Origin of the sequence: Citrobacter sp. S-77 (assembly GCF_963864895.1) — a bacterium.
Classification (GTDB): domain Bacteria; phylum Pseudomonadota; class Gammaproteobacteria; order Enterobacterales; family Enterobacteriaceae; genus Citrobacter; species Citrobacter murliniae.
Genome location: NZ_CAWLWU010000002.1, coordinates 4,231,692 through 4,244,185, shown reverse-complemented (window position 1 = coordinate 4,244,185; position 12,494 = coordinate 4,231,692). Strand labels below are relative to the sequence as shown.

Below are 12,494 nucleotides of genomic sequence, written 5' to 3'. Positions count from 1 at the left end.
TCTTATTGCAATTGACGGGTTTCCGGTTCAGTACTGCCACCGTAATCATTTATTGCCGCCCATTTCACGGTATTTCCAGTATTCGCAGGCAGCGGCAATGTTTTATTTTCGCCGGGAGCCAGATAATCAATACTCTGCGTTAATTCGGTTTTTCCAACATTCATTCCTGCGAAAACAACATAATATTCAGACGGGTTATAAATATTGAGTGAATTACCGCTACGTTTAAATACCACCGTTTTCCAGGCATCGACAGCCCGTCCTTTAAGCTGCGCAGGACGGTAAAAAAGCTTGATACGGGTCTTAAAAACCAGCGTCAGCATGTTCTTGTCGGCGGTTGATTTATTTTGCGCAGGAATGGCTCGCACATTGATATAAAACATTGATTCTTTATCGTCAGGTAATGAAGCATCCGTTTTTATAATACGCAATGACGAACTATCACCGGCATCAAGACGAAATAGCGGTGGCGTAATAATAAATGGGCCGCGCTCGCCGTCCTGGAGATTATCAACCCAGGATTGCAGCAGATAAGGCATTTTATCGCTGTGGTTGAGCAGCGGTAGCGCCGCCTCTTTACGATCGGCGTTATAGATAACCCGCGTTCTCTGTAATACTACGCCTCCGGCCTGCGCCTGGCTGACAAGGGTGTTACACAACAAGGTTATTACTACCGTGATGATCCGTATCAAGATGGTCATTTTTCTACCTGATGCTGCAAAAACAGGGGGAATGGGTACAGCCCGTGTAAATGCGCAGGCTGCACCGCAGTGACGATTAACGGTAATCGAGTGTGACATCAACGGCAGCGTCGGCTTCACCGGCGGTAATGTCAGCGGGAGCTTCTGTTGAAACGTAGTAGGCGAACAGGTCGACGTTCATCGTGGCCCCCGTAATCTTGTAGGATATTTTCGGCGTGGCCAGCCTGTTCAACGGTATGATCGTTTGGGTTTTTGCATCCTCAATCTGGATACCGACCCCGTCAGCGGCGGTGGTCATACTGCTGACTTTCGCCAGGTCTGGGTGGTTAACGACCGTGCCGCCTGAGCGTGTTTCCAGCCATAACTGGAATGACGCATCCTTGGTTCCATCAATGTGCTCCCATGCGGTCATTGGGCAGTTGATTAATGGAAGAGTGAACGGAATTTTTGGGCTGCGGTCGCCAGCGGCCCTGAACTGGTACCTATTGTAGCTTCCCAGTTCGACATTAACTTCACGGTTAGGAGTGTTGATTTCGCAGGTAGATTCGATGATCTCGCCATTAAAGATTATTTGCCCATCGGTTGCGGCAGCATTGCCTGCGGCTAAAGCTAGCGCGCCCACAATCAGCATTTTGTTTATTAACGTCATAATAACCTAATCCTTGTGATATTTATTTCATGAATGAATATTATTTTAGCGATAAGTTTGTAAGCTTTTTATTGTATGATTTATGTTTGTAAATTAGAACGAAGGCATGTATTTTTGGGAATAAATTTATATTCATTTTATGTTTTTTATTACGTTGATAACGATTTTGGAATCATTATTTAGCGCATGATTTACTGACGTTTATAGGTGATGTTGATTTTTTTAATGGTAACGTTGTGCGTATAATTATACTAGCTCGTCATGACATTATCGAAGGTTGTATTTTTTTGAAGATTGTATGTTTGAGGGTATATTATATAATATATGAAGGAATATTTGTCGTATTACGTAAGTGTGATACTTCAATATGTAATTTATTGTAGGCATCAACCAGAAAGCGTTGCAGCAAAAAGATAGGCTGCAACGCTCTGGGGGGAAACGGGAAACCTGGCACCTCTAAACGACCAGCAATTCAACGCCTGTTTTTGTCAGTGCTGATTTATCCTGTTTGCTAATGCCGTCATCGGTAATCACGCAGTCAATCTTCTCCATCGGTAATACCTGATTAAAACCACGTCGATTGAACTTAGTCGCATCCAGTACGGCAATGACCTTATGCGCCGCCGCTGCCATTACGCTGCTAATGGAATAACCTTCATTGAATGTGGTAATACCATTCGTGGCATCAATCCCATCGGCGCCAACAAACATCAGGTCAGCGCTTATCCCTTGTAATGAACGTTCCGCGATGGTGCCATGCATTGAATGGGTTTTGTGGCGTACCGTTCCCCCACAGACAACCAACGTAATGTCTTTGTTTTCTGACAGCGTAAATGCGGCAGGCAGGCTATTGGTAATCACGGTAATATTGCTTTTCCGGTTTAACGCCTCCGCGATCAGTAAGGTAGTGCTTCCGCTATCCAGAATCACGGTCATCCCTTCTTCAACCATCGCAGTAGCGGCCTGGGCAATCCTTTTTTTGGGATCACTGGCGAGCTGATAACGTTCTTCTAATATCACTTCCTGATTGTCACCTTCGGCCAGATGGCTTCCAGGTTTTGCCGCACCACCGTGAAAACGGGTGACAAGCCCCTTCTCTTCTAATAATCGCAGGTCGGCGCGAATGGTTACTTCAGAAATACCAAAGGTATTCGAAAGATCCATTACCAGTACGCTACCTTGCGTATTAATCAGGTCGACAATTTTGTTCCTTCTCTCAAATGAGTTCATATTGATTTGCCTGACAATTTAATTGTCACTAGTTTAATCGAAGGATTGCGAAAGGTGAACGCCAAATTTCGAAAGTAAATGTGAGCCAGCGCAGGTTGCTGGCTCGTGAGATCAGGATAGTTTAAGCAGGATTTTTCCCTGCATCGGCGCGCCATTAAGTGACTTAACGGCACTGGCGAAGCTCTCGGCATTACCGCTGTGGGCGATTAAAGGTTCCAGTTGCAAGCGTTTTTCAGTCAGTAAACGTGCTGCGGTTTCCCATTCTTCTCCAGGCCATGGACTGGAATAGTTCATCCAGCTACCGAGAATGGTTAACTCTTTACGCAATATTTGACCAAATACTCCTGAAGCCAGCGTCAGATCGTGATGCAGTGTTCCGACCAACGCCACCTGCGCGCGAGGGCCTGCAATTTCGACAGACAAGGTTACAGTTTGTGGGGTTCCTGCGGTTTCCAGTATGAGCTGGTCAAACTGAATATCGGTAAGGCTCGAGTGAATCTCTGTAGCACTCATTTCCCGGCTGTTAAAAACATGAGTTGCTCCCAGCTCTTTTGCTAATGCCAGCTTCTGTGGGTTGATATCAATCGCAGTGATGCTTTTCGCGCCGAGTTCGCGGGCGCATTGCATTGCCAGCAAACCGATAGTACCGGCACCCACAATAATCACATTTTTACCTTCGCAACCCTGAGCCAGGTGAAACGCATGCAGTCCGACGGTAATAGGTTCGATGAACGCCCCATCATCGATCGGCATATCTGAAGGCAGGCGGAACAGATTGGCGCGTTTTACGACTACATATTCCGCGTTACCGCCTTCGCTGCGTGAACCGACAAACTGATATTGCTTGCACAGCGAGAAGTATCCTCGCTCACACTGTGGACAGTGAAAACAGGGGAGTAGCGGTACGCAGGCGACGGCATCGCCGGGCTGCATGTCAGTAACACTTGCACCGTACGATTCAACATAGCCGCTGAATTCATGGCCTAGCGTTATCGGGTAATAGTGTGCACCATGATTAAAAATGCGGGGAATATCTGAACCGCAAAGTCCCGAGCTAACAACCCTGATCAATACATCGTCTTCAGTTTGCAACTGTGGTACGGGACGTTCTTCAACGCGCACGTCTCCCTCAGCGTGAATAACCACTGATTTCATAAAAGTCTCCAGAAATGTGAAGGGGAGCAAATGCCCCCCAGAAATTAAGATGCGGGCTGGCTTTCTGAGATAGAGGCGGCTTTTTCCGCAGCGGTGAAGTTACGCGCCCGACGCCAGGTCAGCAGAACACCAGTCAGATAAATGACGGCAATAACAATGAAGCCCACAACGTTTTGCCAGGTAAAGAGCTGAATCAGCAGCCAGGTTATTGGGGAACCCCCCTGGTCCATTGATGCCACCATTCCACCAGCTTTCAGCGCGCCTGCATTGGCGGCGAGCTGGGTATGTAAGCCAATGGTTTGTGTGGCAATCCAAAGGGTGATGCCCATGATGATGACGCCGGAGATCAGCGTGCGGAACAGATTACCCTGATGCACCGCAACGGCCATTGCCACAAAGAAACCGATGGTTGCGAGGTCGCCGAATGGCAGTACCTGGTTACCAGGTACCAGGACGGCAATCAGAATGGTCAGCGGAATAAAGATTAGACTGGCGGAAACCACCGATGTATGGCCGAGCAGCAACGCAGGATCCAGACCGATTAAGAATTCCTGACCGCCAAATTTGGCCTGCAGGCGTTTACGTGCATGCTTCGCAATCGGCGTTAAGCCATCCATGATTGGTTTGATCACGCGTGGCATCAGCAGCATCACCGCCGCTGTTTTGACGGCCAGTTGCAGAACCCCTTTCGCGTCGTAACCAGCCAGCATACCGATGACCAGACCCATAACAAAGCCAACGGTAACCGGCTCGCCAAAAGGACCGAAGCGTTTTTGTACATCGTCTGCGCTAAAATGGATGCGATTCAGACCGGGTATTTTTTCAATGATGGTATCAACCAATACCGCTATTGGCCCCAGATAGGCTGACGATCCGTGCGGTATAGCTATCCCTTCAAGACCGAAAAAGTCTCGCGTATCTTTCGCGAACCAGTCGCCAAGTTTGTAGACGAAGGCGGCATGAACGATCACACCCAGAATACCTAGCCAGTAAGACCCCGTCGCCAGATGTAACATTGCGCCGGTAAATGTCATATGCCAGATATTCCAGATATCGACGTTCACCACGCGGGTCATTCGCGTGACCAGCATCAGGATATTGACTCCGATGGCGACAGGGATTGCAATCAGCGCGATCTGTGATGCCCACGTCATCGGAGATGACCCCGGCCAGCCCACATCAATCACATGCAGGTTGATTTGAAACTGTTCCGCCATGGCTTTTGCTGCAGGGCCAATAGAGTCGAGCATTAGGCCGATAACCAGTCCGATACCGACGAAACCAATCCCAATATGCAGACCGGATTTAAAACAATCCCCGAGTTTCATCCCCAACAGTTTTGAGAAGATGATGATCACTAACGGCAGCATGACCGTTGGACCTAAATCAAGGATATAACGCATAATTTCGCTAAACATGGCGTTACCCCACGAGAATGGTCAGGATTTTTTGCTGTAATGCTTCGATACCCACGCCGGACACAAAAGGCATGCCGTGAACCACAGGAATATCACCAAAAGTGCGGTCAACGCGGGCGGTAGTGCAGATGAGGTCTGCGCCATCCATATAGGTCTCGATTTCAGTTACCCGGCACTGCACCAGGTCGAGTTGGATATTGTTGGCTTCGCACAGTTCTTTAATTTCTTCCGCAGCCATTGTTGAAGTTGCTACCGCACCGCCACAGGCCACAATTACTTTACGCTTCATAGGGTATTCCTTTTATTATCAGTTTTTTATCAGGCCTGCGCACATGGCTCAGACTCAAGGATTGATTCCCGAAAGAGCATTTCCAGTTCAGCTTCTGGAGCATTCAATAATGCTTCAATGGTGTTCGGGTTTTGTAGCTCACTAAACAGACGGCGCAGGAGTTTCAGCTGTGCCGCAGGGTTCTCAACGATTAAGGCGATAATTAAAGAGACAGCTATCTCTTCGTCATCATCTGCTTGTTGAAAATTGACAGGTGTATCCGGGCGAATCAGATAGATAGCTGGAGATTTTGCATGGATAGCTTCACAGTGCGGAATAGCGACTGCATGACGCTCCAGCGCTATCCCTGTCGGGAATGTTGCTTCACGCTCAATCAAGGCTTGTGGGTAGCTTTTATGCACGACCCCTTTGGCCAGCATCTCCTCCCCAATGTGTGTCAGCGCATGCTGACACGAGCTAAAATTAATACCGGTTCGGACAAAGAGTTGGCTCATATATTCTCCAGATTTCAGGCTATAGCTGGCGCGCAACCAAAGCGATAGGCGCGCAGGACGTCCTGGATTTTGTCGATAATCAGATTATGGGGTGAGGCAGTAATCGTACCTTCGGTCAGGCGTTCAAACTGCACGGGCAAAAATTGGCTTATTAACCCTAACGGTAATTCGACGTCATTCAGGTTGCTGATTAACTTTTCCACGCCTTGACGAATACGTGGATGAGGCCAGTAATAACGAATGCGGTCGGAAAGGCTAAAATGAATATCGACCATTGCCTGACTCCAGGTAGGGCGATAGTACTTTTTCCAGTAATCCGGCTCATTCAACATGACTTCATCAATCACCTCCAGCACCTGACTCCGTTGTTCCGGAGCGATGAGTTCATTTTCCATTTGTGCCAGTGCAAAAATGGCTTCACGGAGGGCGAAGGTCAGCGCCGGACCGACTTTCAGAATCGCATAGTGATCGCGTACGAGGGCACGATAGGCCTGACGGGTCTGATAGTCAGTAGAGTGTGCCTCGTAGACCATTGGTGTCTCTTTGATCCAGGCGGAAAGCGCTTTGGCAGCCTGAGGCTGGTAATGAATGATTTGAGTGTGATCGAACTCTACGCCGGGTTGGACCACAATCGCGATCACGCGGGTTAATGCGTCTTCGAGCCCTAATGCGCGAAAGGCGACCTGATGTGTTTCCAGTGTACGGGCGGCATCTTCTTCACGCGTGACGTGAACGGTACCAATGGTACTGGCTTCTCCGCCCGGCACAGGAACTTCCGTACCAATAACATAAGTCAGTTGGTGTTTCTGTTCTTCGGTGGCTGTCTCTTCTGCAGCCTGACAAAGCACGGCTGCACGCTGGGCGACGGTCACCGGGTCCAGCGGCATGGGGTCGCCAGCACAGGACATTGAGGCATCAAGATGAATTTTGCTGAAACCTGCAGAGACATAGGCCTTAATGAGAGCCACGGATTTTTCCATAGCTTCTGCTGCTGGTTCATTTTGCCAGCAGTTAGGGCCTAAATGATCGCCCCCTAAAATCAGTCTTTCGCGTGGGAAACCAATGTTTTGCGCGATGTTATAGACAAAATCACGAAAATCGGCGGGTTTCATTCCGGTGTAACCGCCAAACTGGTTGACCTGATTGGACGTTGCTTCAATCAGGACTTTACTGTCCGTATTGAGATCAAAACGTAATGCGGATTCAATGACCAGCGGATGTGCTGAACAAACAGAGCAAATTCCTAAATGTTCACCTGCTTTATGACGAGAGATTATTTCTTTCACTTCTATCTCCGATATCTTTTGTTTATCTTCATAATATTTTTGGATTGAAGGCAAAGGTCAAAAGCCTCTTTCGTGATCCAGCTTTAAAAACAAACCTTCGTCAGAACCCGTGCTATTCAAATGAATTAATGGATTACAGCTTTCCCTCGCAGCCGCAGTCAGCTATGACTTTGCTTACTACTTCCTTCATGGCCGCCTTGGCGGGAACCATGTAGTGCCGTGGGTCACTTGCATCGGCGTGCGTGCTCAAATAGTTTTTTAGCGCATTAGAAAAGGCGATTTTGAGTTCAGTAGCGACATTGACTTTGCAGACTCCCAGCGAGATAGCTCGCTTAATATCCTGAGGGGGCAGGCCGGATGCGCCATGTAGAACCAAAGGGATATCAACGCGTTGACGAATTTCTTCCAGCCGTTCAAAATCCAGTTTTGGCTCTGCGGTATACAGGCCATGTGCTGTACCGATAGCTACCGCCAGGGAATCAATACCGGTTTTTGTAACGAACTCGTGAGCCTGCTCTGGGTGGGTATACAGAGCATCCTTTCCGTCGACGATCAGATCATCTTCCTGTCCACCCAAACGTCCCAGTTCAGCCTCTACGCTGACGTCGTAGCGGTGGCAGTAGTCAGTCACGTTTCTGACCAGGGCGATGTTGTCGGCAAACGGTAAATGCGAACCATCGATCATGACCGAGCGGACACCTGCAGCGACCTTCTCTTGAATGTCGATAATTTTTTCATGGTGATCGAGATGAATAGCGAGGGGATGGTTCCAGCTTCTCGCCAGTTCGCTGGCGATAGCAACGATATTGCCAACTCCTGCGTAGCTAAAGGTGCCAGGTGTTCCGGCGACAATTAATGGCGAACGTAACTCTGCAGCAGTTTCTACTACCACTTGTAAGGTTTCGAGATTGTGGATGTTAAAGGCAGGCACCGCATAGCCTTCTTGCTGGGCCTTCCTGAGCATCGTTTTGCTTGAAATAATGAACATCCTTCCTCCGATTTCTTTCGATTTCTTTTGTCGAAACAAAATATAGGGTTTCGTAATGTTATTTTGTGATTTTGATCGGAAAAATGAAAGTTTCGAAAGGAATGGGAGGGTTATGAAAGCTACAGGCAAAAAAAAACATGCCCGTAGGCATGCTTTTTAACAGCAGGATGAGATAATCAGGTCACTGGCGCGGGGTTAAACACTGCCAGCTGGTTATGCAGCCCCCACTGATCCGAGAAGGTTTTCTTGCGCCCGCTGGCGACGTCGAGAATGAATTCGAACAGCTTCAGGCCCACCTCTTCGATGGTTTCTTCTCCGGTGGCGATGGTCCCGGCGTTGATGTCCATCAGGTCAAACCAACGATTAGCCAGTTCGGTGCGGGTCGCCATTTTAATTACCGGTACTGCCATCAGGCCGTACGGCGTGCCGCGACCGGTGGTGAACACCTGCACGGTGATCCCGGAAGCCACCTGTTGCGTACCGCAGACAAAATCGCTGGCAGGCGTTGCGGCATAAATCAGGCCGCGTTTGGTGGGGCGCTGACCTGGCGACAACACTTCCACAATTGCGCTTTTGCCTGATTTCGCAATGGAACCCAGCGCTTTTTCGACCACGTTCGCCAGACCTCCTTTTTTATTGCCCGGAGAAGGGTTAGCACTGCGGTCAGTTTTGCCCATATCAAGATAGTTATCGTACCAGGCCATCTCCTCCAGCAGACGTTTGCCCACTTCTTCGTTGATCGCGCGCGGGGTCAGGAGGTGGATCGCATCACGCACTTCGGTCACTTCTGAGAACATGACGGTTGCGCCGCAGCGTACCAGCAGATCGGAGGCGTAGCCTACCGCTGGGTTGGCCGTTACGCCGGAAAACGCATCGCTGCCTCCGCATTGCATCCCAACCACCAGTTCAGATGCTGGACAGGTTTCACGCTGGCGCAGATTGAGTTTCGCCAGATGACGCTCGGCGACCTGCAAAATGTCATCAATCATGGATTTAAAGCCAACGTGTTTTTCATCCTGTAGGCTGACGATACTGGCGCTGTCCACCGGAATACTTTTTACATCATGAGTACCTTCCAGCAGTCGCTCCGGCTGGAGCTTTTCGCAGCCCAGGCCGATAACCATCACTTCGCCGCCGAAGTTCGGGTTCAGGGCGATGTTGTGAATAGTTCTAATGGGCACAATGGCTGCTGGCGCGTTGATCGCTACACCGCAACCATATAAATGGTTCAGACCCACAACACCGTCTACGTTCGGGTATTTTGGCAGCAGATCGCGCTCAATAATTTTCACCACATAATCCACAACGCCTGCCACACAGTGCACGCTGGTGGAGATGCCGAGCAGGTTCTTGGTGCCGACGCTACCGTCTGCATTGCGGTAGCCTTCGAAGGTGTAACCTTCAAGAGGTGGAAGTGGCTCTGGTACTTTGGTTGCCAGCGGCAGTGTCTCCAGTGGCGGGGCTTTGGGCAGCTCAACCATCGACTCATCAATCCAGCTACCGCGTGCGATGTCGCGAACGGCATAGCCGATCACTTCGCCATAGCGCACAATTTCACCGTGAACAGCAATATCCGTGAGCGCCACTTTATGACCCTGGGGAATATGTTCAATCAGCGTCAGTCCGTCCGGGAAACGCGTCCCGGCTTTCAGACCATTGTCATTGACAATAATCGCCACATTATCCGTGTCGTGTACTTTAATATAAAACGCCGTAGGCGATTCTTGCCTAATTTCGATGTCGGCCATTGTCCAGTATTCTCCAGCCAGGTGGTGATAATAGTGCGAATATGTATATTGAATCTAATTATAAGTAATAAAGACTCTTTGTCGTTAAATAAGAATGTCAGGAGTTTAATTTGAAGAATGTGACCAGGATCACTTAACATCAGGAAAGCCTTGCCATCGGGGATAGCAATACGTAAATGTGTGCATTAGCGCCCATGATTATGTGCATATGACCAAAATAATCTTTTAACAGTATGTCTTAAATGAGCTTTTGCACAATGATTAACAGCGCGCAGCTGATTATACTGAATCACGGTTTTATAGCGTCTGATAAATTATCGTATATCTTTTTATCGGTAATTCATCACCACGAATACCCACCAAATAATAATAAAATGTTTTTATGTACCCGAGGTAAATAGAATGATGTTGGATACGGTAGTAGAGGAAAAGAAAGGTACGCATACCAGATATTTAATATTGCTGATAATATTTATTGTTACAGCCGTTAACTATGCGGATCGTGCGACGCTATCTATTGCTGGTACCGAAGTGGCAAAAGAGTTGCAGTTAAGCGCCATATCCATGGGTTATATTTTCTCCGCCTTCGGCTGGGCCTATTTGTTGATGCAAATCCCCGGCGGCTGGCTGCTTGATAAGTTTGGTTCGAAGAAAGTCTACACCTACAGTCTGTTCTTCTGGTCGTTGTTTACCTTCCTGCAGGGCTTTGTGGACATGTTCCCACTGGCCTGGGCAGGGATATCAATGTTTATCATGCGTTTCATGCTTGGTTTTTCTGAAGCGCCTTCTTTCCCGGCTAACGCCCGTATTGTTGCGGCCTGGTTCCCGACTAAAGAACGTGGCACGGCATCGGCGATTTTTAACTCGGCGCAGTATTTCTCTCTAGCGCTATTCTCGCCATTGTTAGGTTGGTTGACCTTCGCCTGGGGCTGGGAACATGTTTTTACCGTGATGGGTGTGATTGGTTTTGTCCTGACCGGGCTGTGGGTCAAGCTTATCCATAATCCAACTGATCATCCGCGTATGTCGCAAGAAGAGCTGAAGTTTATCTCTGATAACGGCGCGGTAGTGGATATGGACCACAAGAAGCCTGGCACTGCGGCTGCGAGTGGCCCGAAATTGCACTATATCAAGCAACTGCTGACCAATCGCATGATGCTGGGGGTGTTCTTCGGACAGTACTTTATCAACACCATCACCTGGTTCTTCCTGACCTGGTTCCCGATTTACCTGGTGCAGGAAAAAGGCATGTCGATTCTGAAAGTCGGTCTGGTTGCCTCAATTCCGGCGCTTTGCGGGTTTGCTGGCGGTGTACTGGGCGGAGTGTTCTCTGATTATCTTATTAAACGTGGTTTCAGTATCACTCTGGCACGTAAGCTGCCGATTGTGCTCGGAATGCTGCTGGCTTCGACCATTATTCTGTGTAATTACACTGATAATACCGTCCTGGTCGTTGCATTGATGGCGCTGGCGTTCTTTGGTAAAGGCTTTGGCGCTCTGGGGTGGCCGGTGATTTCCGATACTGCACCAAAAGAGATTGTTGGCCTGTGCGGTGGAGTCTTTAACGTATTTGGTAATGTCGCTTCTATCGTAACCCCTCTGGTAATTGGTTATCTGGTGAGCGAGTTGCACTCATTCAATGCTGCGCTGATGTTTGTAGGGTGTTCGGCGCTGATGGCGATGGTTTGCTACCTGTTTATTGTCGGTGACATTAAACGTATGGAATTGCAGAAATAAACAAAGGTATAGGCGATGAATAACACAATCTTCCCGAACAAGTTTAAAGCGGCCCTGGCGGCGCAACAAATTCAGATTGGCTGCTGGTCCGCGCTGGCCAGTCCCATCAGCACCGAAGTATTAGGTCTGGCTGGTTTTGACTGGCTGGTACTGGACGGTGAACATGCGCCAAACGATGTTTCGACGTTTATTCCGCAACTGATGGCGCTGAAAGGCAGTTCCAGCGCGCCGGTAGTGCGCGTACCGACCAACGAGCCGGTGATCATTAAACGTCTGCTGGATATCGGGTTCTATAACTTCCTGATCCCGTTTGTGGAGACGGAAGAAGAAGCCGTCAGCGCGGTGGCGTCTACCCGCTATCCGCCAGAAGGTATTCGCGGTGTATCCGTTTCTCACCGTGCCAATATGTTCGGCACCGTACCGGACTACTTTGTGCAGTCAAATAAGAACATCACCATTATCGTACAGATCGAAAGTCAGCAGGGTGTTGATAACGTTGATGCTATCGCTGCAACTGAAGGTGTTGACGGTATTTTTGTTGGCCCAAGCGATCTGGCTGCTGCGTTAGGGCATCTGGGCAATGCGTCCCACCCCGATGTGCAGAAGGCTATCCAGCACATTTTTTCCCGCGCTAAAGCGCACGGTAAGCCAAGCGGTATTCTGGCACCGGTAGAAGCGGATGCCCGTCGTTATCTGGACTGGGGCGCAACGTTTGTTGCCGTGGGCAGCGATCTCGGCGTGTTCCGTTCTGCCACGCAGAAACTGGCTGATTCCTTTAAGAAATAACCACCATCGACAG

At 49.0% G+C, this 12,494-nt stretch carries 12 protein-coding genes; 2 read left to right on the top strand and 10 right to left on the bottom strand.

Translation table 11 applies throughout. The annotated features are described in order from the left end of the window. Positions 1–2 precede the first annotated feature (2 nt). The 10 genes from AACS05_RS20780 to garD form a co-directional block, all read right to left on the bottom strand. Positions 3–701 (bottom strand): fimbrial biogenesis chaperone, encoded by a 699-nt coding sequence (locus AACS05_RS20780; protein WP_045447962.1) that lies wholly within the window; start codon positions 699–701, stop codon positions 3–5. Between the two features lie 76 nt (positions 702–777). Further along, a complete protein-coding gene (locus AACS05_RS20775) occupies positions 778–1,350 on the bottom strand; it encodes a fimbrial protein (protein ID WP_045447960.1) in 573 nt (190 codons plus the stop codon). A 456-nt stretch (positions 1,351–1,806) separates the two neighbouring features. After that, complete coding sequence (locus AACS05_RS20770; protein ID WP_045447957.1) at positions 1,807–2,580, bottom strand: DeoR/GlpR family DNA-binding transcription regulator; 774 nt, start codon at positions 2,578–2,580, stop codon at positions 1,807–1,809. Between the two features lie 111 nt (positions 2,581–2,691). Beyond that, the gene (gatD, locus tag AACS05_RS20765) at positions 2,692–3,735 is read right to left on the bottom strand and encodes a galactitol-1-phosphate 5-dehydrogenase (RefSeq protein ID WP_045447954.1); all 1,044 of its coding nucleotides are present in this window, start codon (positions 3,733–3,735) and stop codon (positions 2,692–2,694) included. Positions 3,736–3,779: 44 nt separating this feature from the next. Continuing rightward, a complete protein-coding gene (locus AACS05_RS20760) occupies positions 3,780–5,153 on the bottom strand; it encodes a galactitol-specific PTS transporter subunit IIC (RefSeq protein ID WP_045447951.1) in 1,374 nt (457 codons plus the stop codon). A gap of 4 nt (positions 5,154–5,157) precedes the next feature. Then, a complete protein-coding gene (gatB, locus tag AACS05_RS20755; protein ID WP_003828616.1) occupies positions 5,158–5,442 on the bottom strand; it encodes a PTS galactitol transporter subunit IIB in 285 nt (94 codons plus the stop codon). A gap of 29 nt (positions 5,443–5,471) precedes the next feature. Then, the gene (gene gatA, locus AACS05_RS20750) at positions 5,472–5,936 is read right to left on the bottom strand and encodes a PTS galactitol transporter subunit IIA (protein ID WP_045447947.1); all 465 of its coding nucleotides are present in this window, start codon (positions 5,934–5,936) and stop codon (positions 5,472–5,474) included. A gap of 14 nt (positions 5,937–5,950) precedes the next feature. After that, entirely contained in the window at positions 5,951–7,222 is a 1,272-nt protein-coding gene (gene gatZ / locus AACS05_RS20745; protein WP_045447944.1) for a tagatose-bisphosphate aldolase subunit GatZ, read from the bottom strand. 133 nt (positions 7,223–7,355) lie between these two features. Then, a complete protein-coding gene (locus AACS05_RS20740) occupies positions 7,356–8,210 on the bottom strand; it encodes a tagatose bisphosphate family class II aldolase (RefSeq protein WP_045447941.1) in 855 nt (284 codons plus the stop codon). Between the two features lie 176 nt (positions 8,211–8,386). Then, the gene (gene garD / locus AACS05_RS20735; protein ID WP_045447938.1) at positions 8,387–9,958 is read right to left on the bottom strand and encodes a galactarate dehydratase; all 1,572 of its coding nucleotides are present in this window, start codon (positions 9,956–9,958) and stop codon (positions 8,387–8,389) included. 402 nt (positions 9,959–10,360) lie between these two features. Between garD and garP the strand changes: the two genes are divergently transcribed. After that, positions 10,361–11,695, top strand: coding sequence for a galactarate/glucarate/glycerate transporter GarP (gene garP / locus AACS05_RS20730; protein WP_045447935.1), 1,335 nt, complete (start codon positions 10,361–10,363; stop codon positions 11,693–11,695). Positions 11,696–11,710: 15 nt separating this feature from the next. After that, positions 11,711–12,481 carry a 2-dehydro-3-deoxyglucarate aldolase gene (garL, locus tag AACS05_RS20725; protein WP_045447932.1) on the top strand — a complete coding sequence of 257 codons (771 nt, stop codon included), beginning with the start codon at positions 11,711–11,713 and terminating at the stop codon, positions 12,479–12,481. Positions 12,482–12,494: the final 13 nt, after the last annotated feature.

Excerpts from the sequence above, each read along its gene's own strand:
- garP (WP_045447935.1), top strand. The coding sequence starts at position 10,361 with ATGATGTTGGATACGGTAGTAGAGGAAAAGAAAGGTACGCATACCAGA.
- garL (WP_045447932.1), top strand. The coding sequence starts at position 11,711 with ATGAATAACACAATCTTCCCGAACAAGTTTAAAGCGGCCCTGGCGGCG.
- gatB (WP_003828616.1), bottom strand. The coding sequence starts at position 5,442 with ATGAAGCGTAAAGTAATTGTGGCCTGTGGCGGTGCGGTAGCAACTTCA.
- AACS05_RS20740 (WP_045447941.1), bottom strand. The coding sequence starts at position 8,210 with ATGTTCATTATTTCAAGCAAAACGATGCTCAGGAAGGCCCAGCAAGAA.
- gatD (WP_045447954.1), bottom strand. The coding sequence starts at position 3,735 with ATGAAATCAGTGGTTATTCACGCTGAGGGAGACGTGCGCGTTGAAGAA.
- gatA (WP_045447947.1), bottom strand. The coding sequence starts at position 5,936 with ATGAGCCAACTCTTTGTCCGAACCGGTATTAATTTTAGCTCGTGTCAG.
- AACS05_RS20760 (WP_045447951.1), bottom strand. The coding sequence starts at position 5,153 with ATGTTTAGCGAAATTATGCGTTATATCCTTGATTTAGGTCCAACGGTC.
- AACS05_RS20770 (WP_045447957.1), bottom strand. The coding sequence starts at position 2,580 with ATGAACTCATTTGAGAGAAGGAACAAAATTGTCGACCTGATTAATACG.
- AACS05_RS20780 (WP_045447962.1), bottom strand. The coding sequence starts at position 701 with ATGACCATCTTGATACGGATCATCACGGTAGTAATAACCTTGTTGTGT.
- garD (WP_045447938.1), bottom strand. The coding sequence starts at position 9,958 with ATGGCCGACATCGAAATTAGGCAAGAATCGCCTACGGCGTTTTATATT.
- AACS05_RS20775 (WP_045447960.1), bottom strand. The coding sequence starts at position 1,350 with ATGACGTTAATAAACAAAATGCTGATTGTGGGCGCGCTAGCTTTAGCC.